This window comes from Paenibacillus sp. Y5S-9 (genome assembly GCF_036894235.1).
GTDB lineage: Bacteria > Bacillota > Bacilli > Paenibacillales > Paenibacillaceae > Paenibacillus.
This window is the reverse complement of the sequence record NZ_CP145887.1, coordinates 3,274,668-3,295,344: the sequence shown is the minus strand read 5'-3', so window position 1 is coordinate 3,295,344 and position 20,677 is coordinate 3,274,668. Positions and strand designations below refer to the sequence as shown.

The 20,677-nt window shown below is 44.9% G+C and carries 20 protein-coding genes; 4 read left to right on the top strand and 16 right to left on the bottom strand.

Annotated features, from left to right (window positions below; genetic code table 11):
* Nucleotides 1-41 precede the first annotated feature (41 nt).
* On the bottom strand, nucleotides 42-1,220 hold the full coding sequence (locus tag V6669_RS14670; protein ID WP_338594630.1) for an MFS transporter: 1,179 nt from the start codon (nucleotides 1,218-1,220) through the stop codon (nucleotides 42-44).
* A 144-nt stretch (nucleotides 1,221-1,364) separates the two neighbouring features.
* Complete coding sequence (locus V6669_RS14665) at nucleotides 1,365-2,222, bottom strand: arginase family protein (RefSeq protein ID WP_338594629.1); 858 nt, start codon at nucleotides 2,220-2,222, stop codon at nucleotides 1,365-1,367.
* 105 nt (nucleotides 2,223-2,327) lie between these two features.
* Between V6669_RS14665 and V6669_RS14660 the strand changes: the two genes are divergently transcribed.
* Nucleotides 2,328-2,693, top strand: coding sequence for a helix-turn-helix domain-containing protein (locus V6669_RS14660; RefSeq protein ID WP_074096895.1), 366 nt, complete (start codon nucleotides 2,328-2,330; stop codon nucleotides 2,691-2,693).
* Nucleotides 2,694-2,835: 142 nt separating this feature from the next.
* Here V6669_RS14660 and V6669_RS14655 read toward each other — a convergent pair whose 3' ends face one another.
* Nucleotides 2,836-3,306, bottom strand: coding sequence for a GNAT family N-acetyltransferase (locus V6669_RS14655; RefSeq protein ID WP_074095010.1), 471 nt, complete (start codon nucleotides 3,304-3,306; stop codon nucleotides 2,836-2,838).
* A 218-nt stretch (nucleotides 3,307-3,524) separates the two neighbouring features.
* On the opposite strand from V6669_RS14655, the gene V6669_RS14650 reads away from it, so the two are divergent.
* Nucleotides 3,525-4,190, top strand: coding sequence for an MBL fold metallo-hydrolase (locus V6669_RS14650; protein ID WP_338594950.1), 666 nt, complete (start codon nucleotides 3,525-3,527; stop codon nucleotides 4,188-4,190).
* 73 nt (nucleotides 4,191-4,263) lie between these two features.
* On the opposite strand, the gene V6669_RS14645 is transcribed toward V6669_RS14650, so the two are convergent.
* Nucleotides 4,264-4,887 (bottom strand): hypothetical protein, encoded by a 624-nt coding sequence (locus tag V6669_RS14645; protein ID WP_338594628.1) that lies wholly within the window; start codon nucleotides 4,885-4,887, stop codon nucleotides 4,264-4,266.
* 684 nt (nucleotides 4,888-5,571) lie between these two features.
* On the opposite strand from V6669_RS14645, the gene metE reads away from it, so the two are divergent.
* The gene (gene metE / locus V6669_RS14640; protein ID WP_338594626.1) at nucleotides 5,572-7,866 is read left to right on the top strand and encodes a 5-methyltetrahydropteroyltriglutamate--homocysteine S-methyltransferase; all 2,295 of its coding nucleotides are present in this window, start codon (nucleotides 5,572-5,574) and stop codon (nucleotides 7,864-7,866) included.
* Nucleotides 7,867-8,047: 181 nt separating this feature from the next.
* On the opposite strand, the gene V6669_RS14635 is transcribed toward metE, so the two are convergent.
* From V6669_RS14635 to V6669_RS14605, 7 genes are all read right to left on the bottom strand, one after another.
* Entirely contained in the window at nucleotides 8,048-8,599 is a 552-nt protein-coding gene (locus tag V6669_RS14635; RefSeq protein WP_338594624.1) for a redoxin domain-containing protein, read from the bottom strand.
* Between the two features lie 2 nt (nucleotides 8,600-8,601).
* Nucleotides 8,602-9,315, bottom strand: coding sequence for a heme ABC exporter ATP-binding protein CcmA (gene ccmA, locus V6669_RS14630; protein ID WP_338594622.1), 714 nt, complete (start codon nucleotides 9,313-9,315; stop codon nucleotides 8,602-8,604).
* Entirely contained in the window at nucleotides 9,308-10,129 is an 822-nt protein-coding gene (locus tag V6669_RS14625) for an ABC transporter permease (RefSeq protein ID WP_338594948.1), read from the bottom strand. Before V6669_RS14625 ends, ccmA begins: the two co-directional genes overlap by 8 nt.
* Nucleotides 10,130-10,157: 28 nt before the next feature.
* Entirely contained in the window at nucleotides 10,158-10,739 is a 582-nt protein-coding gene (locus V6669_RS14620) for a nitrous oxide reductase accessory protein NosL (protein ID WP_338594621.1), read from the bottom strand.
* Entirely contained in the window at nucleotides 10,736-12,124 is a 1,389-nt protein-coding gene (locus V6669_RS14615) for a NosD domain-containing protein (RefSeq protein WP_338594619.1), read from the bottom strand. Before V6669_RS14615 ends, V6669_RS14620 begins: the two co-directional genes overlap by 4 nt.
* Nucleotides 12,125-12,442: 318 nt before the next feature.
* On the bottom strand, nucleotides 12,443-13,117 hold the full coding sequence (gene bshB2, locus V6669_RS14610; protein ID WP_338594617.1) for a bacillithiol biosynthesis deacetylase BshB2: 675 nt from the start codon (nucleotides 13,115-13,117) through the stop codon (nucleotides 12,443-12,445).
* A 23-nt stretch (nucleotides 13,118-13,140) separates the two neighbouring features.
* Nucleotides 13,141-13,485 (bottom strand): YojF family protein, encoded by a 345-nt coding sequence (locus V6669_RS14605; RefSeq protein WP_338594615.1) that lies wholly within the window; start codon nucleotides 13,483-13,485, stop codon nucleotides 13,141-13,143.
* Between the two features lie 268 nt (nucleotides 13,486-13,753).
* Here V6669_RS14605 and V6669_RS14600 point away from each other — a divergent pair, with 268 nt between their 5' ends.
* Entirely contained in the window at nucleotides 13,754-14,539 is a 786-nt protein-coding gene (locus V6669_RS14600) for a DUF817 domain-containing protein (protein WP_338594613.1), read from the top strand.
* A gap of 93 nt (nucleotides 14,540-14,632) precedes the next feature.
* Here V6669_RS14600 and V6669_RS14595 read toward each other — a convergent pair whose 3' ends face one another.
* The 5 genes from V6669_RS14595 to V6669_RS14575 form a co-directional block, all read right to left on the bottom strand.
* A complete protein-coding gene (locus tag V6669_RS14595; protein WP_338594611.1) occupies nucleotides 14,633-15,070 on the bottom strand; it encodes a hypothetical protein in 438 nt (145 codons plus the stop codon).
* A 405-nt stretch (nucleotides 15,071-15,475) separates the two neighbouring features.
* On the bottom strand, nucleotides 15,476-16,366 hold the full coding sequence (murB, locus tag V6669_RS14590; RefSeq protein ID WP_338594610.1) for a UDP-N-acetylmuramate dehydrogenase: 891 nt from the start codon (nucleotides 16,364-16,366) through the stop codon (nucleotides 15,476-15,478).
* Nucleotides 16,367-16,499: 133 nt separating this feature from the next.
* On the bottom strand, nucleotides 16,500-18,530 hold the full coding sequence (locus V6669_RS14585; RefSeq protein WP_338594609.1) for a methyl-accepting chemotaxis protein: 2,031 nt from the start codon (nucleotides 18,528-18,530) through the stop codon (nucleotides 16,500-16,502).
* Nucleotides 18,531-18,772: 242 nt separating this feature from the next.
* On the bottom strand, nucleotides 18,773-19,753 hold the full coding sequence (locus tag V6669_RS14580) for an SDR family NAD(P)-dependent oxidoreductase (protein WP_338594607.1): 981 nt from the start codon (nucleotides 19,751-19,753) through the stop codon (nucleotides 18,773-18,775).
* 172 nt (nucleotides 19,754-19,925) lie between these two features.
* Nucleotides 19,926-20,537: a hypothetical protein gene (locus V6669_RS14575; protein WP_338594605.1), complete on the bottom strand. Its 612-nt coding sequence runs from the start codon at nucleotides 20,535-20,537 to the stop codon at nucleotides 19,926-19,928.
* Nucleotides 20,538-20,677: the final 140 nt, after the last annotated feature.

Sequence of the window (20,677 nt, the reverse complement as noted above, 5' to 3'; positions counted from 1 at the left end):
TTGTTGTATAGTGGCAGAACCTTAATGACCTATAGCAAGAGTTAGACGGTCAGACGCGTAGCCTTGTTGCTTCTGTTTACCAGCTCTGTAGCCGCGAACATGACACTGAACAAAATTAGCAGGATCAGGGGTACCATTGACATTCCCCATTCGCTTGCAATGAGTCCCATACCTAACGGGATGAGTGTTGAACCTGTATAGGCACTTGCCATTTCAAGTCCAATTACACTTGGGGATGCCTTCTCACCGAAGCGTTCCGGTGTCGCATGAACAATGCTCGGGTAGATCGGTGCTCCGCCCAATCCCACGATAAATAAAGCACCTGCGGCAACCCAGTACGGTACCGGCATAACCAGGATAACCAATCCGAAGCATCCAACGATTCCACCATATCTGATGAGATTTTTGCTGGATACATGAGTCGAAAGAAAACCTGAGATTACACGGCCCAAGATAATGCCAATGAAAAATAGAGAGGAAAGTGCTGCGGCAGTACCTGGAGAAACTCCTTTGCTAACAATGAAGAAAGAAGCCATCCACAGACCGGCAGCAGTTTCGGAACCATTGTAACAGAGCATCGCAAGCATCGACATTTTCACGCCGGGGATACGTATGGCCTCACGGTTGCTTACGCGTTTCTTCTCATCGCCTGACCCCTCTACTCTTCCCTTCTCAAAAATCTTCCATAGAGACAATGTTGATAATAAGATCACCACGATCCCAAGCAAAATCAATCCCACAGTAACGTATCCTGCACGCCAGTTGTTTGCTTGATTCAGCCAATATGCCATAACGAGTGGGCCTGTCACTGCGCCAATTCCCCAGAAACAATGTAACCAGTTCATATGCTTGGCCTTGAAATGCAACGCTACATAATTACTTAGTGCCGCATCCACCGAACCTGCACCTAAGCCGAGAGGGATCGCCAGAATCAGTAAAAACATAAAATTCTCAGAGAATGAGAATCCCAACAGCGCGATCGTTGTTGAGAGGATACTGAATAATGTGACTTTACCCGTTCCGAACCGGTGTAACAATCGGCTGGCAGACAGACTGGACACGACTGTACTAAATGAAATGATTAGCGATATGTAACCAGCCATTTCTGTTGTCGCATGTATATCGTTTTTCATAACGGACCAGGCACTGCCAAGTAAAGCATCAGGTAATCCCAGCCCTATAAATGCGAGATAAATAATGATTAACAATAACGTGACCATCTGGGTGTCTCTCCTCAGTTTGTTTAATTTCTGCTTCTCGTCGAACCACCCATATAATAATATTGATATCTCTATCTGTAATCTTCCTATATTTTGACTCCTTATATCAGTATTCTGATATATTCTGGCGACTCATTACCTATATCACTGGTTCAGGATAGGTATTTCTCCAAGCAAATTCTTCAAGTTAATGGCATCCCACGGCATATGCTCAGTTATCCCTAATCCAACTACATCTGTTTCTTCAGACAGTTCTTTGATCAGATGAAGCAAGTGAGGTAATTGCATGGTTCCCGCTGGTGAAAACTCATAAGGTTCTCCTGGCTTGGCGAATAACAATGAACGGAACATGTTGGGATCAAGCACATCCAGATCGAGGTGAATTGCCAGATGTTTGAACCCAGTCTCTTTAATCCACTTCTTAATCGAATCCATGCCATGGGTTAATTCTTCAGTTCCAGCCGTTCGGATACCCAATCTTTGAATCACTTCGGTTTCCTGTTCCGTGGGGGCTGTCAACCCGGCCATGAAGACATGTTCAGGCTTCAAGGGGACACTCACATGTTTGGCAAACTCCGGATCGCCTTCCCCAAGAAGGTTCCCAAGTGGTAAAGTATGACCGTTGTCATAACCCTCGTATCTAACCAGATCACCATGTGCATCAATCCATATCAAACCAAGTTCTCCGCCATATCGTTCATTTAAATAAGCAAACGGGGCTTGTTCAACCAAACAGTCACCGCCAAACATGACAATGCGATCAGGCTGGTGAGCTTGAATAATATGCTGGGCAGCCTGCAATTGCTGAAGTAGCTGTGTTCTGCCTTTTATCCCGTTCTCGCTTACCAGAGATGTTCCATCATAAGCCTCAACAGGAACATGAATGAGTGGTTGATCATTGTCAGGTGCGAGCCATGCAAGCAGCTCCGCTCCAAAAGAGTAGTTAGGATTATCTCCACCTTGCCATTGTGGCATAAGTAAACGTATTGTTTTTTGAGTCATCGTAAATCTCCTTTACTTCAAAGTAAGGTTAGTATAAACTGAGCCCAAACAAATAAATAGTACGGTCTTTTAGGATAGGTACTACCCGGAAGGATAGTGTGAATGATGAGTATGGCTGAATACCACGGTAAAGTTAAAAATATTCAAGATACCCCTTTTGGATACACGTTGTCCGTTATTGGTGGCAAATGGAAAATGGTGATTATGTATCTTCTGGCTGATAACCAGCCTGTCCGCTTCAATGAACTTAAAAGACAGATCGGCGCCATCACGTATAAAACGCTGAGTTCACAGCTCAAAGAATTGGAAGCAGATGGTATGGTGGAGCGGAAAGAATACCCCCAAGTCCCTCCTAAAGTCGAGTACCGTCTGACAGCCAAAGCTGAAACGTTATTGCCCGTTTTGGAAGGACTATGCGAATGGGGTGTCCAACATCAGGAACCTTCGATCAATACTAGCGCAACGGATTGAACACTTTTGTCTGTATTTTCAGATGAGATAATTGGAGTATATGGAGTATGTTAAAATGCAAAAAGTCGCCAATCGGCGACTTTTTTACTTTTATCTTGTGTTCCTCTGTCCGTTCAGCAAATAGAAGCTGTGTTGCGTATAATTATACTTTTTCGTGTACCAGATCTTTCTGGTAGGCCAACACTCTGTCCCAATTTCCACTGAAAACAGGAATCCGATAATACCCTACACGCTCATACAGCGCTGCAGCTTCTGGTTGCAAGGGACCTGTTTGCAGTTTCAGATTGGTATAACCAAGTTCGTTCGCAAGACGCTCTGCCTCGGCCAATATCGCCTGGGCAATCCCCTTACGGCGGTAACCACTGCGTGTATACATGCGTTTAACTTCTACAGATGTATCATCAAGGGGTCTAAGTGCTCCGCAACCGACCGGATACCCGTCGATCCTAGCAACGATAAAAGCCGCACGTGGCACTTCAACGTCTGACAGTTGAAATCCCGCCGTTCCATCACCGCCATATAACAAACCGAGTTCTTCACTCAGTTCCTTAATCAATAGCAACGAATCCTCGCTCCGAATATCTTCAGCTGCTGCATGCACGATATGTGTCATCCCACATACCCCCTTTATCTTATTGGACTTATTGGTTTTAATGATATATCTAAATTATCATTCCCAACAGCAAGCGTCAATTCCCCAATTCATTGAATATTTCTATAAGTACACCCTATAAATACCCGAACGTATCTTATTGCCGTCTTTATTCGTTTACATAAGAAATATAACAAGCAACGATGTATATGAATTTCAACTCTCGGAGGTCTGATATGATGGAAATTTCAAAGGGAATAACGATGCTTCAGCTTAATTTCGAGGGGAATATAATTCACCCTGTTCTCATATGGGATGAAGAAATGGTTGTGTTAATTGATACCGGATTCCCTGGACAATATGACGATTTGCGTATCGCACTCGAAAAGATTGGTGTGCCGATCAGCCGACTTAAAGCAGTGATTTTGACGCATCAGGATGTGGACCATATCGGGTGTCTTCCCGAGATTTTGCAGGAGTGTGGCTCACAAGTCAAGATATATGCGCATGCGCTGGATAAGCCATATATTGAGGGACAGTTCCCTCTTCTCAAAGACGGTCACCTTGAGCATCCTCCAATGGGCAAAGTAGATGAAACGGTAACTGATGGTCAGGTACTGCCGTTTTGCGGCGGAATTCGTGTTATTCATACACCTGGTCATACGCCAGGTCATATCAGTCTATATTTGATGGGCAGCAAAACGCTCATCGCCGGAGATTCAATGTATAGTGTAGACGGCAGGCTTGGAGGCATTCATGAACCTACTACGCTGGATATCGAAACGGCTCGTTGCTCCTTGAAAAAGTATATGGAACTCGACATTTCATCTGTGATTTGTTACCACGGTGGACGAAGTCATATGAATGTAAATGAACAGATCTCAGAACTTACTCAAGGGTCATAAATAGTAAATTTGCTGATCCGCGAATGGTTACCGTCTAGAACCAGAAACCATTCTTAGTCTTAGCATAGTCTTCCTATTGTTTGGCATACTGCAAAATGGCTGTAGCCGCACGAATTCGCAGCTCTTCTTCTTCACTGTGTAACGCTTCTCTCAGCACCTGGAGAGCTGTCTGAACCGTGGCTTCATCTACCCCTGTTGAGAGAGAGTTCGTTGCTTCGGCTGTTATGCTGACTGCAAGACCTCGATCCAGCTGTCCTTGTGATATAGGATACTCAAATTTCGCAAGGATGGATGAGTCTTTCTGCAGTGCCTGCACTTTGTCATTCAACTCAGTGAGAGGAATGCGCCCCAACCAGGTAACTCCGCGTCGGTGACAGATCAAGTCCTCTTCAGAACCAGCGGAATCGTCGTAATAATAATCCCCGATATCCCCCACATACGTCCATTCATCATCACTGATTAAGACATAATCTCCGTCCTGCATGAGGTTAACAAACATATGTAGTGTCGCAAGTGTGTTCGCCATTTCAGCTTCATCCAAGCTATAGTGTAGCACCAACTGTTCCTTCCATAGCTCCGGGGGCGTATTCTCCAGATCCCCTGTAACTGACCAAGCGATACCAATATAATTTTCTTCCAAAAAGGACTTTACTCTGTTGATCCCATGCACAGTCGACTGGATATGATACAGGTTCATGCGTACCGCCTTCCTTTCAATCATTCGTATGAACGTAGTTCACCATTGTAACATTAGTGGGGTCTATTTCAAACGTAATGATCTCTTTCCCATATGGCGGGTTATGTGGACCGTAGAACGTTCTGACTTCCAGAACGGTTCGAAAGTTATAACCACCTTGTGTGCGCCTTTTAAGTTCCAATACATGAATATCATATAGACCGTAGCTAGGGACAGGTTTATGATTTGCCTGATAATAGTTGGTAATCTCACGGGAAATGTATGGGTTGAGCATCGTAAGTGCTAATGGCTTATAATTTTCTTGTTGTACGCTCTCAGGATCTGCATATGTAACATCTGTGTATAGGGAAACACTATTTATCATTAATGTTATAGCTGAAAGTATTAAGAGAACAAATCGTTTTTGAATTACCATACTCATCCACCTTTTTTTACTTTCTATTATCCCGAGTGAATGCAAAAGCATACAAAATATGATTACGATCTATTGTTTATCCTTAGCTGAGTTGGAAGGTTATTCTGTCATCGGAGTGGCAAGTGTAAATACTCGTTAATTCAACTTATGTAGCATACACCTTTTGATATAGCCCTAGGCTATAACTAGGTATAATTTAATGGAATTACATTATAACTCCGGATCTGTGATAAATTTTGTGTAACATAAAAGCAGAGGGGTTTTAAACGATGACAAAAAGTAGTGTATTGGGATATCCGCGTATTGGTGCTGATCGGGAATGGAAGAAAGCGTTGGAAGCGTTCTGGGCAGGTAAGCTGGAGGAATCAGAATTTCACGCACGTTTGCAGGAGATCCGTATCGATCATTTGCGCAAGCAACAAGCAAAAGGCATCGACATCATTCCGGTTAATGACTTTAGCTATTATGATCATATCCTGGATACGGCCGTGATGTTTGGCATCATTCCCAAACGATTTGCTTATGATGGTGGCTCGGTTCCGTTGTCTGTATATTATGGCATTGCCCGGGGAACGAAAGATGCCGCAGCAAGCGAAATGACAAAATGGTTTAACACCAACTATCACTACATAGTACCTGAACTGGACGGGGCTTCCCCAACTCTGACGGAAAACAAACCACTTGTCGCTTATCGTGAAGCAAAAGAAAAACTCGGCATTGAAGGAAAACCGGTTATTGTTGGACCGTTGACCTTCCTGAAGCTCTCCAAGGGCTATGATAAATCCGAGACGGACGCTTGGTTGGACCGTTTGCTGCCACTGTACACTCAATTGCTTCAAGAACTTGCAAGCGAAGGCGTTCAGTGGGTGCAGATCGACGAACCTATTCTGGTAACCAAATTAAGCGATGAAGACGTACAGCGTCTGAATAAAATATATGAAACATTTGCAGCAGCTGTTCCAGGCTTAAATATCATGCTGCAAACGTACTTTGAATCTGTCGAAAACTACAGCGACATCGTGGCATTGCCAGTTCAAGGTGTAGGACTTGATTTTGTACATGGACTCTCTGGTAACACACAATCTATTCGGACATCCGGTTTCCCGGCAGACAAAGTGCTCGGAGCAGGTATTATTGATGGACGTGGGATCTGGAAAGCTTCACTTCAAACAAAACTGAATTTGCTGAATGAATTGACTGAGTTCGTGACGCCTGAACGTATTATCGTGCAATCGTCCTCCAGCCTGCTGCATGTGCCAGTTACAACTGAACGTGAGGCAAAACTTACATCTGAACTGAAAAATGCTCTTGCCTTTGCAGATGAAAAGCTGGATGAGATTGTTCTTTTGACTACAGCCTTATCCTCACCAAGTGCAGAGATTACCGCTAAAATTAACGAAGCAGAGCTTCCTCTTCAGGCGCTTCAACAATCCGAAGATCGGAACCGTACCGCTGTACAGAAAGCCGTTGCTTCCATCAGTGTTCAACAGCCGGAGCGCTCCCGTCCTTTTGCCGAGCGTCATGAAGCCCAACAGGCCAAATGGCAATTGCCACTCTTCCCGACAACAACGATTGGTAGTTTCCCACAATCTGCTGAAGTCAGAAAAGCACGTCAGTTGTGGCGCAAGGGTGAGTTGAACAACGAACAGTATGCTGCCTTCATCCGGGATCAGATTGATATCTGGATCAAGATTCAAGAAGAGATCGGAATTGACGTACTGGTGCATGGTGAGTTTGAGCGTACCGACATGGTTGAATTCTTTGGCGAGAAACTTGCTGGTTTTGCCTTTACACAGTTCGGCTGGGTACAATCATATGGTTCACGTTGCGTGAAGCCACCTATCATCTTCGGAGATGTTGCGTTTACTGGTGAAATGACGGTTGAAGAAACGAAATATGCCCAATCGCAGACTGAGCGTCCTGTCAAAGGCATGTTGACTGGCCCGATTACCATCATGAACTGGTCATTCGTACGCGAAGACATTGCTCGTGAGCAGATTGCCTATCAATTGGCATATGCTTTGAGACAGGAAGTCGAAGCACTTGAACAGGCAGGCATTGGCATGATCCAGGTTGACGAGCCGGCTGTTCGTGAAGGGCTTCCGTTGAAAGAAAATGAACAAGCTGATTACCTGGCTTGGGCAGTCAAAGCGTTCCGTATCTCCACGTGCACGGTGCATGAAACGACTCAAATTCATACGCATATGTGCTATTGCGAATTCCATGACATGATTGATTCCATTGAAGCTATGGATGCGGATGTTATCTCCATTGAGACATCCCGTAGTCACGGTGAACTGATTCATAGTTTTGAAGAAAATACGTATGAGCTCGGTATCGGTCTTGGCGTATATGATATTCATAGTCCACGTGTTCCGAGTGTAGATGAAATGAGCAGCATGATTGAACGTGCCCTGCGTGTTCTTGATCCGAAGCTGTTCTGGATCAACCCGGACTGCGGATTGAAAACCCGTGGACAAGAAGAAACGGTTGCTTCTCTGCGCAACATGGTTGATGCAACCAGAATCGCTCGTACCAATCACGCTTCAGCTGCTGTATTGTAATCGGCTGCGAAGCAGCATATCTTCAAAAGCAAAAGTAACAAAGGCGGACACCCCTTCGTTAGATGGGTGTCCGCCTTTTTATGTTATATTTTTGTAGTTACTTTTAACATACATTCATCTACTCCAAATTTGGGCGATCTCTAGCGTTCCTGCCCCTTTTATCACCATCCAACGCTTACGACTAGATACTCTCTTCCAGCCATTGCTGCAATGGTGTATCTTCGGTCAGTTCACCGAGCAGTATGTGACGGAACTCCCCATCCCTATCAATGACCATTGTTGCGGGCAAACCTGTAATACGGTACATACCTGATATATTGCCCGTCACATCAATGATCACCGGAAAATTGAACGCCTGCTTATCCATGAACTCACGAATCGTGCCCTTCGATTCCCCCACGTTAACAAACAGGGTTTCCACGTCGTTCTGATAGTCCTGAGCAATCTGGTGAACGAGTGGCATCTCCCTTACACAGGGTGTGCACCATGAAGCCCAAAAGTTAATCATGACGGCTTTGCCCCGATAATCCGATAGCTTGACTTGTTCTCCTGCTGAATTAACCGCTGTGAACTCAGGAGCCACGGCACCAGCTTCAATGGCGTTACCTCTATGAGATTCGGGTGTCGATACATTTTCGAAAATGGCCCTTGTACCTGCTAACAATGCGATCACACCAATCAAAATTGTAAGTGTACGTCTACTTTTAAAACTCTTCCTCTTCAATAAACTCACCTTCACTTTAAACCAAGACTTTGATGAAATGCTGCATGGAGCGAACCGAATTGATCACAAAAGTCGTGAGTGGAGCCCTCTCCAACATTACGTCCATGGTTCATGAATATCACCTGATCCGCAATATCTTCTGCGATTTCCAGCTGATGGGTAGAGAACACGACCATGTGACCATCCTGTTTGATTCCCTTGAGCAGCTGAGTTAATTCCTGCATCCAGAATGGGTCCAATCCATTTGTTGGCTCATCCATGATGAGCAGTGGAGGTTTCGACAGCACAGCCTGGGCGAATAACACACGTTGGCGCATGCCTTTGGAGAAGGTCGTAACCCGGTTTTTTTTTTGATCCTCCAAACCTACCATGGTCAGTACTTCCTGTACTCTCTCCTTGGGAACTTTCCTCAGAGAAGCCCAGAACAGAAGCATTTCCTCCGCACTCAGTCCTTGATTAAATTGATAATCGTCCGGCATATATCCAATCTGCTCTGAATAACGCTTGCGCTCCTTCAACCATCGCACATTGTTCACCACAACCTCGCCGGAGGTAGGCCGAAGAATTCCTGCGATCATACGCAGAACCGTGCTTTTCCCTGCGCCATTCCCTCCACAGAGGGCAAGCACTTGGCCAGAATTCATGTGAAAGGAGATATCCTCAACAATCGGTTGCTTTTTAATGGATTTGCACAACCCTATCACTTCGAGCCCCACTTTATCCATGAGAACGCCCCCTCTCCCAGATCGCGTATACCGCCAGGACAGAGCAGGTGATCCAGAACAGGCATATCCCGATGAAGATCCAACTGCCACTTGGTTGCTGCACCCACTCCACCCATCGATAATATTCTGGTCCCAGAATGGAGCCGCCTCCCAGTTTGATCACGACATACAAACGTACCAGCTCGGCCGGATTGATAAGTGTTAGTATAATCAGTAGCGGTTTGACCCACAGATAAGGCATTAATCCCAGCACAGAGAGCAATAACGTCGGCCATCCAATGACAGCGAAGAACCATACGGTCACGGATATGGTTAACGCCTGCCACCGATTGCGCGACAACGAACCGATAAATAGAGCCAGCGTCAGGAATAACAACACCAGTCCACAAGAAAATGCCAGAAAGAGAAGATATGTCACGGCATCCAGTGGATTTCCGATTACTCCGCTAATGACCCCCATCAGGCCGTATCCAAACGCAACAATGGTGATCAAAATAATCGACAGCCCAAGATACTTGCCCACAATAAAAGACATCGTGCCAATGGGATACGTGGATAGCAGCTGCCAGCTACCGTCTTCCTTTTCCGATGTTAATGAAAAGGAACCGAGGAATAGCGTCATTAATGGCAAAAGGTAGAGAATGAGATTTAACATCGAACCTGTGGTTCCCGAATATCCTTCAACCAGATTCTGTGAATTTAGAAGTAACAAACTAAAGCTAAATGTGCAAAAAAGAATCAGAAACGAATATGCCCAAGGATTGCGAAATCCCATTTTCACTTCTCTTCTTGCAATCTGTATCATATCTGACATCATTGATCACCATTTTCTATTGTCATTCCTAGTGGCCTGACTCTTCTTTCATCTCACCTTCCTCATGCATCTCATTACCGTCTCCTTCTTCACCATGTCCGTGCTCTTCATGCCCATGTTCACCCATCATGTCCATATTCTCTGTGTTCTGTTTCCAGTCATGGGAGGCAAGATCCTCAGCGGTCATAATGGTTCCGACACCTTGCTCTGCAATGAAAGCTTCAGCCGAAGGCTTGTCCTTAAAGTTAAGAATTCCATAAGCCATAGGCGTACGCAATGAAGCGTCGTACACATACGTGGCTTTACTGTATTCAATCCATTCCTTGTCATTATAATCACGTACATAGTCCATACCGATGTTATCTGTGCCATTTTCTGTTTTCCACTGGTTCATGCAGCCGATGTCATCGAACTTGTAATTTTGGCCGTCTTTCGTAGTGAGCTGTGTTGCATATGCATCGTCCTTCACCTGCATTTTACAGATCGCACAGATATCCACGTCTTCATTGATCGGCAATGCTGCGTATTTTGTTCCGCAAGCGGTTAACAATACCATGCCAAACATAAGTATCATAACCATGGACCATCTTCTGTTCAAACTTTTGTTCATTTTCGTAATACCCCCATATAGATGATTATAAAAGTTGCCATATCCAACAGAACTAACCCGAGCATCCACACCACATTGGAACCTGCTGCCCTTTCCACTGACATGTTCAGATCAGATCCCGTATCCATGCTCATTCGTGGCGAATCGTCGGTAGTCCATTGTTCTCTGCCCTCTGTAAATAAGTCACTCAGAAAGACCATACCCGGTGATTGAAAAAAGAGCTGATACGCTGAATTTCGACTGACCAGTTGCTCATAAAAAGGATTGATGGCATAGGATATTTCACTGATCCCATCCTGATTCAGATCGAGTCCCTGAAAGGAGTCCCAGTAATTCTCCATCATGGTATTATTCGGGCTATCCAGCGCTGAAGCTTCAATAACATTGGATACCAATTGGTTACCTGTAAGCTCATTAGCTTCTGCCAGAACAAGCTGGATGCCAACAAAATTCCGAAGCACCGCATTGCCACGGATTTCATTGCCCGATGACTCTGCAATATTCATGCCGACACGATTACCCTCCACCACATTGTTATGAATTGAGGATTGATGCACGTCATACAACAGAATGCCTTGGGAATGAACATTAGTACTCTGTTTGCGAAAAGAATTGCCCGAGATTACCGTATTCTTGACGCCCATAATCATGGCACCTGTCATGTTCTCTTCTCCGGTATTATCCATGACAGAAGAGCCGTCAATGTACATACAGTGGATGCCATACCTTGTATGTAACAGCCTGTTATTTTGCACGATAGACTTGCGACTGTTCTCCAGATAGATTCCATCCCTCATGCCGGTGATCTCATTGGCTTCAATGTAGCTATCATGGGAGTTGTACAGATCAATGCCATTGCCCTTCTGGCTACTGGAAGCAGAATCAGCCCCCATCCAAGTAATGTTGTTCCGCTGAATCGTTGCATGACTCGAATTTCGGATGATCATCCCGTACCCCTGGGTCTGAATATGCAGATCCGTGATCTCACTGTCTTTCCCTTCAATCTGAATGGCTGCAGTCTGTTCATTCGTATCATGTTCAATTGTAAAACCGCTCAATTTCACCCCATCCGAGCGAATCATTATCGTAGAGGTGGCTTCCGCATTAACAACTATGACCGTAGGATCACCCTGAATGGTGATATTCTTGTCAATCGTCACGGGTCCAGAATAACGACCGGATGCAAGTTCAATGACTTCTCCAGGTGAAGAACGGTCTATTATTGGCTGGAGTGGAATGAGATTACCCTTTCCAGATCCAGCCAATGCGCTACCATGAGGGAAAGACAATAGGACAATCATCATTCCAATTAGAAAAATCAATCCCCGGACTGTACTCTTCTTCCAACAGTCAAATGCGCCTAAGCTGTCCCCAAGATTACCCATGATTCATCCCGCGCACTAGTGGCTCAATGTTACAGCTGTTTATTGCTGTAGCCTTGTGTTCAACAGTTCTTACGTCAATCCCAACACTGCTTTGGTTGTACACACCATCCCTCCGTTCCACTCAGAATCAACGCTCCATGTTCCTCATCCAATGCAGCAACGCAATAAATGAAGCGTTATCACAATCCTGATCACAGTGTACTTAAAATGATATTTATTCCATATAGCTCAATTAGGCTATAGACGCTACATTTTTGTGTCGATATTGTGATGTAAAACAAAAAAAGCCGCCATATTGGCGACTTCTAAGTGATCCTATTATTCAAATGGGTAGGTCCAAAATGTTTCTTTACCAAAACGGGCCTGGATCTCTTCTTGGTTCAACTCTCGATCTCCGACAAGCTCCGCTGCCTGAAACTGTGAACGGTGGGCCCGAATCGACGCCATTTTTTGTTTCAAAAATCCGGTTACATCAACGATGACATCCGCTTTACCAATGAATTGTTCCTGGTTGTGGGCAAATGCCACGCAATGAACCAACGGACGCTCTCCCACAGGAAGACGACTTATCGTGCGAATGACGGCTTCTCCCGTCGCATCATGATCGGGATGTACACTGAACCCCGGATAGAAGGTAATCACAAGGGATGGATTCAGTTCCTTAATTAGTGCCATGATGCTATCGTCGAGCAGTTGCGGGTCTTCGAATTCAATCATTTTATCATGAAAACCAAGCATTCTTAAGTCCTGAATTCCAATGGCTGCCGACGCTTCAATCAGCTCTTGTTTACGGATCTTAGGCAATGTGACGCGGTTAGCAAAAGGAGGTATTCCCATGTTGCGTCCCATCTCGCCCAGTGTTAGACAAGCATAGGTAACGTGAGAGCCGCCTTCTATGTACTTGGCTAATGTTCCGGACACGGAGAAAGCTTCATCATCCGGATGTGGATACACCACCAAGATTCGTTCATGCTCATTGTGTATAGTATTCATGGTTATTCAATCCTCCGCTTTCATCAGAACATCTCTCGGCTTAATTGTAACGCCACAACTAGTTTACCTTGGGTGTCGTGACCGGCGAGAATCAGTCTTTCTTGTTCCTGCTCATCAATATGTGTAAGGCCCTCGGCATATAGCCAACCCTGAGTGGTTTTCAGACCAACCCGGTATGGACCCGTACCTGAAATGGACCCCTGTGTATATCGTATGGCCGCATTGGTAATGAATGCCGACGCTGGGTGCTTCGAACTGTCATAGTGATGCGCATACGCTCCAGACGTGAGTTCGAGGTGTACGTATAAGTCCTGATCCGCAAGTTGATCGATCTGGAGCTGAATATCTTGAGGTTGTATCGGCTGCATAGCGGCCTCCTTGTCTAATGTAATTGTACGAATTTCATTTTAACATAACCACGAGAGAATATACACGGAATGACCAACACTCCTCTCATAGAGCGTTCTTATGATGATTCAACTTAGAAAACAAGAACAGATTTGCGCGTTTTTTTCTCTTTTTATTCATGGATCCGATCTATATTATGGAGTGTAGGCCAAAAAACGGTCTATGATGAACATCCTTAAATCTTAATTAATCTTGCTCCAACGTGTTTGGAAAGGAGTTAAACTTGAATTGAAACCTCTAATACAGCTACTTCATTTTGGCTATCATCAGGCGATGAGCTGCATATTTCCTGTAGCGATCTTTGGAACATTGGCCCTATCCAGCGTAATCCCGATTCCTTTCCTTTATCGATATGATGCCATTCTGCTCGTATTGCTTGCTGTGCAGTACCTGATGTATCGAAGCGGCTTGGAAACCCGAGATGAAATCAAGGTCATCTGTGTATTTCACATTATTGGCCTGGTGCTGGAGATTTATAAAGTATGGATGGGATCCTGGTCTTACCCTGAGCCAGCTTACACCAAAATCCTGGGTGTCCCTCTTTATAGTGGATTCATGTATGCAAGTGTAGCCAGTTTTATGTGTCAAGTATGGCGAAGATTGCGAATGGACATGACCGGATGGCCTGGCTTTGCACCTTCCATGCTGCTCGGAGCAGCCATCTATATCAACTTTTTCACCCATCATTTCATTCCCGATTTTCGCTGGTGGCTGACGGCGCTTGTATTTATTGTCTTCTGGAAAACCTGGATTATCTACCGGGTACGAGCAACGACCTATCGAATGCCGTTATCGCTGGCTTTTATCATTGTTGGTTTCTTCATCTGGACTGCCGAGAATATCGCTACATTCTTCAATGCCTGGAAATATCCAGATCAGCATGATGCATGGCAACTGGTTAGCTTTAGTAAGATCAGTTCGTGGTTCCTGCTGGTCATCATCAGCGTCATCATCGTTGCACAGCTCAAATATGTCAAAGCCAATCGTACTGCTGATGATCCAAATTCCATCTGACCAATACTTCCCTAACCATAAAAACAGCAGCACGCTTAGACTGGAAAATAAGTCTTCGAATGCGGCTGTTTTTTTGCGTGGTTCTATCTGTAACTATTCTCCAACAAATAATGAGCCAAAGCCGTCTGCCTCTTCAATGTCTTTGTTGATTAAGAGGTTCTCCTTTTCATCGTATGCTTTGATGGTATAAGGAAGAGTAGCTGATGAAGGCAGGAATACGTACCAGATTCGTTGGTTCTCACCTGCCTCAACCAGCTTCACATCGAATGTGTCGGGTTTACCCGTTTCTTTGATTTCAACAGTTACACGTTTGATAGTGGAGTCTATGATGTCACCAAACAGCATGGGAAACGGGGCCGAGACTTTTTCCAGTTTCGGTATGCTCATATAATGCAACGCAGACTTGGATTCAACTGATTCATTAATGGAATATCCTCCACCCCATACCCATTTCCATCCGAAAATGTTCTTGCGGGTATACTCCATCTGAAGATTACTGTTGTTTTCCCGATCCTTTTTTTGTGTGAACAAAATCATGCCACCGTCTAAAGCCTCCTGATGAATGAATTGGGAGGTATAAAACTCACCTCTAAATTCTTGAACGGCCCCTTGAGGACTGTTCGCTATAGGAATACGTATAGGTTCATTCAACCCCCAAACTTTGGATATCCGTTGATCGGCTAGCCCGCCAGCTCGTTCATTCATATACATATATGCCAAGATTGACAGGGGCGATAGTAAAATTACCATTGCAGTGATTAGCAAAATTCTCCTGTTACGCTTGATTATCTCCATGCACACTCCTTATGATGACGATGAAATATTAAACACAATCACTCTGATATTACCATAATTAGCATATTAGTTCTTGTTTGAGTATAATTCGTACAATCAAAAAAGGCCGCCAAGGGCGACCTTTCAAGTCATTCATCGAAGCTATTCTCCCAGAAAGATTACTTCGGTTTCCAATTCAACTTGGAACGTATCATAGACTTTCTTCTGAATAAATTGGATCAGATCCATATAATCCTGGGCAGTAGCGTGATCCACATTTACGATAAAACCTGCATGCTTCATGGAGATTTCAGCACCTCCGATGCGAGTACCCTGCAAGTTACAATCCTGAATCAGTTTACCGGCAAAATGTCCTTCGGGTCGTTTAAATACACTTCCACAAGAAGGGTACTCCAGCGGCTGCTTGGATTCTCTCAGGAACGTTAATTCCTTCATTTTGCTTGCAATTTCATCCTTGTTTCCTTTTTTGAGCCCGAATTCGGCCTCCAGTATGATATAGTGATCCATTTTGAAGAGACTATTTCGATAACCAAACTTCATCTCTTCTCGCGGGATCTCCAACACTGCGCCGTCTTTGGTGATCACAGTCGCACGTTCAACAACATCTGCGATCTGACCGCCATAAGCACCCGCATTCATGTAAAGTGCGCCCCCCGTGCTGCCGGGAATACCGCAAGCAAACTCCAAACCGGTCAAGCTATGCTCCAAAGCAAGTCTGGATACATCAATGATATCAACGCCGCTTTGCGCAATCATGCTGTCCTCACTCACTTTAATTTGATCGAAGTGGCTAAGAGAAATCGTTACTCCCCGGATGCCCCCGTCTTTAATGATGACGTTTGAGCCTTTTCCAATGACCGTCAGAGGTAACTGATGTAAGTTGGCAATTTCTACGATTTTTGTGATTTCGTCTATCGTTGTTGGATGGATGAGAATATCTGCGTTACCACCAATTTTTATAAACGTGTGATTTTTTAACGGTTCATTGAATTTCACTTTTTCCAAAGGTATCTGATGCTCAAAAATATTCATGATTTTCTCTCCCTGAATTCATAAAGAAATGATTGCACCATCGCGAAAATGAGATGCTCCTTCTTTATTATATGCTAAATAGGAGATTTTGTTTGAAATTATGTTGTTTTCACAATAATTAATCGCACTCTCTTTAGATTTTGAACCTTTCCGTGAGTTCCTGAAGACGTGATGCCATGCGAGCCAGATAAGATGAAGATGAGCTAATCTCTTGCATTGAAGCAAGTTGTTGCTCTGTTGCCGCAGATACCGTTTGCGCTCCTTCCGCCGTTTCCCGCGAGACATGAGAAATGTCCTCGATTTTCGCCATCACATGGGAGGTCTCTTGAACGATATCATCGGCCATGGTGGATACTTCGCTGGCTTTGCTGTTCACCATATCCACGGACAAGGTAATTTCTTCAAAGAGCTGGCCCGCCGTATTCATCACGGTCATCCCTTTGGAAACTTCACCAATCGCCTCAACCATGAATTGATCCGCATGCTGGATTCCTTCGTTAATGCTGCCAATTAGTGTGGTGACTTGCTTCGCAGAATCAGCAGCTTGCTCCGCGAGTGCACCTACTTCTCTGGCTACAACAGCAAAACCTTTGCCGTGTTCTCCTGCCCGTGCAGCTTCAATGGAAGCATTCAAAGCCAGTAAATTGGTCTGACGGGAGATATCTGAGATCACCTTGATCATTTGCCCGATCTCCAACGAAGTCTGAACCAAATGGTTAATGCCATTCGACACACGATTGACGGAATAGTGTATGGTTCCCATTTGTATCACTGCGCCATTGATGGCCTGCCCACCCTCTTTTGATTTCTCCGTTACATGTTCTGTAGCTAAAGCTGTCGCTGAGGCATTATTGGCGATATGACCGATTTGTTCCGCCACATGATGAATAGTACGCAGACTCGCTTCAACCAGCGCCACCTGTCTGTCAGCGCCTTCCGCCATCTGTTCAATCGTTTCAGCGATATGTCCTGTTGCTGTAGCACTTTGACCCGCATTAGCGGATAACTGTTCCGAAGCAGTGACCAGTTGATTAGATGAATTCTTCACCTCGGATACAATGGAATTCAGGGAACCGACCATAAGGTTGAAGGCATCCCCCAGCTGACCGAGTTCATCATTTGAATGAATGGCTGCACTTTGGGTCAAATCTCCCCTACTTACTTCCTCAGATACATCATTTAATGTTTTGAGCGGTTTGGTGATCGAACGCACGATCAGGATTGTCATCCCTATCCCTAGCAGGGCAAACACGGAGATGACCATTAATGTATTGTTCCAAATGGGTTTGGCTGCTTGCACGATCTCGATCGGTGAGCGATCTCCTGCGATTTTCCAGCCCGTAAGCTGATTGGTAATATAGACGAGCTGACGTGTCTCTCCTTCAGGAGAGCTTTGCGCAATTTGGCCGGAGTCGCCCTCAAACATCGTTGTCCCGGGTCCTCCATCACCTTGAGCGGTGTCTTGTTCTGCATCGGAAGAAGAGTTGAGCGGTGTTGCACTACCATTTGCCGCATCCTCACCCTGAGAACTTTCAGTTCCCCATGGCGGAGTTACGATCATAGAGCCATTCGCGCCAAAAATGACGACAAAGCCGTTATCTCCAATTTTGATCTGGCCTACAATCTCTTGCAGAGTGCTTAAATCAAGGGTTACAGCGACGACTGACTTGCTGTCACGAGACGCTTTCGCTAAGGTCAATACCGTGTTACCCGACTGTTCCGAAGTGAACGGCTCCGTCAGAACAACCTGTCCTGGATCAGCCATCGCCTTTGTATAGAATTCGCTCTCCAGAGGTTTATCGTTGCCCGGCTTGCTCTGACTGGAAGAAGCGTACACATGCTGTCCGTCGCTGTTTACAAAAATAGCTGATTCGACCTCCGAATGGTTATTGGTGTAGGCTTTTAATGCGGCTTCAGGAGTTGTAGATGTAATGGATTCGGCTAAGAGACCCACATCTGATTGTTTAGCTTGTATGTATTGGTTGACCATGCTGCTAACGAGCGATATGTCGGTGTTGGCCATGTTGGCTAGTTGTGTATCTACTTGCTGTTTAGCGGTAAAATAGGCGAATCCTCCGATAACCAGACTGGGAAGCAACAATACGATTAAAAATGATGCTACCAGACGGTTCCTGACCGTACCGATTTTTTTCTTGAATTTCATAGGCGTTTCTCCTTATGTATGATGTAATGTATCGTAGCTTATTCTCTATTAAGCATGAAATAGATGAGGGTACGATTAATTTCAACTTAAAGATATATGAAAGTTTTTCATGAAACTAAATATTCTCTTTCAAAAAAATAAATAAAAAATACACCTTGCGGAACCAGCATCTAGGCCGGATGAATACCGCAAGGCGTTTCTCATGCAACTACCGTTATCTCGTGGACAAGAAAACTACATGATTATGAGAGTACTATGTCTGTTTGAGTCAGCTTGGCCGATAGCTCCCATAAACGAATAGCTTGCTCGGGGTCGATAGCATACTTCTTGACCCCATAGAAACCTCCATCCTCTGGAGCCAATTCACTGATGTCACAATCCTCGCAGTAGACACCGCCTTTTCCCTCAAGCTGAGGTGAAGTTGCTGCCCAGACTTGCGTCGCTGCCCCCTGCTCAGGTGTTTTGAACGCAGGGTTGGCCACTTGTCCAGATTCATCAATCCAGCCCAGCGCAATCATTTCCTCTTTTGGCATATGACGCTGTAGTGGTGTCATAATTCCGCCTGGATGAACTGAGAAAGCCCGTACTCCGTGCTCTGCACCTCGACGATCCAGCTCAACGCTGAATAAAATCGTTGCTGTTTTGGACTGTCCATAGGCAGGGAATTTCTCATAGCCATGTTCAAATTGGATGTCATCCCAACGAATAGGTGAGAAATGATGTCCCGCTGATGCCAAGGAAACAACACGTGCTCCCCCCTGACTAGCGAGTGCTGGCCATAACAGATTAGTCAGGGCAAAGTGGCCCAGATGATTTGTTGCAAATTGAGCTTCCCAGCCAGGACCAACCCGCGTCTCCGGGCAAGCCATGATGCCCGCATTAAGAATCAGCATGTCAATGTTCCGATCACTCGCCAGAAACCGCTCGGCAAAAGCACGAACGCTGGATAAATCAGCAAGGTCCAATGCATCTATTTCAACACCTTCCAGACCAGAAAGTGCTTCCTTCGCAACCGCTGGACGACGTGCAGTCACCACTACACGGGCTCCCGCATTAACAAGCGCACGTGTCGTCTCCAACCCAAGACCCGAATATCCACCCGTTACAATAGCAAGCTGTCCTGACAAGTCCAGATCTCTCAATACATCCTCCGCTGTACTGTTATGATTGAATCCAGAGTCCATTTTATGTTGTAAAGTTCTAATATTATTTTCCTGTGTCATTCTGTTCATCTCCTTGGCAATATTTCTTTTTCTTCTTCAAAGTCTACACCCTAGAGCGTACTCTAAGTCAAATGGAAGTGAATACATCGTCTCGCAACTTTTCCGTGCAATCTGCATAAGTAAAAAAGCCGCCAATTGGCGACTTTCGTTGAAAAATTTATAGTCATCTAAGTTACGAATCACCCTGAACGGTGGATAACGAAACAAGGACCGGACTGGCGAAATCAGAAGCCTCTTCTCCTTTTGGATTATGAAGACGGAATAGAAATGCATCCCCTTCTTCTGATTTCCAGACCATATAATCGCTAATGCCTTTTTCACCAGAGGCCTGAAGATAGAGCTCGGCATAACCAAGGGGGTGTTCTACCAGTTCTCCACTATAATCGGATACCTTTCCGGCTTTTTCTAATTCTTCTTTACCCGCTGTCTCCAGTTCTGCCAGATTATACTCCGAAGGCAGTGGTTCAATATCCACATAATAGTCAGCGTTACTAGTCAGTGACAGACGGCCTTTAACAGCATCAAATGTGAATTTCTCAAATACGTACAAGGAAAATCCTTCTCCTTGTTGCAAGGTCGCTTCTAGTGATTGATTGCCATTTGCGGTCAACATTTCAAAACTTTCGGTCTGTGGACGCTCTGTTTCAATCGCGTCTTCTGTTTCACCTACTAGCATTGATGGTTGAGGGCTAGGCAAAGGTTGATTACTACCAGAGCAAGCTGCAAGTGTTAGAACTATAACGATTAACGAGATACTCATCATAATAGAACGTGGTTGAAACATCAGGTTCATTCCTCCCTGTCTATATTCTGCGCTTACATGTTATTACCCATGGCAGAAACTCGAAACCTATAGGCCCAACCTATGAGTTTATCCATAATCAGTATTTCCCTTGATCCCTTCCAGTTTGTAAAATATGGAGA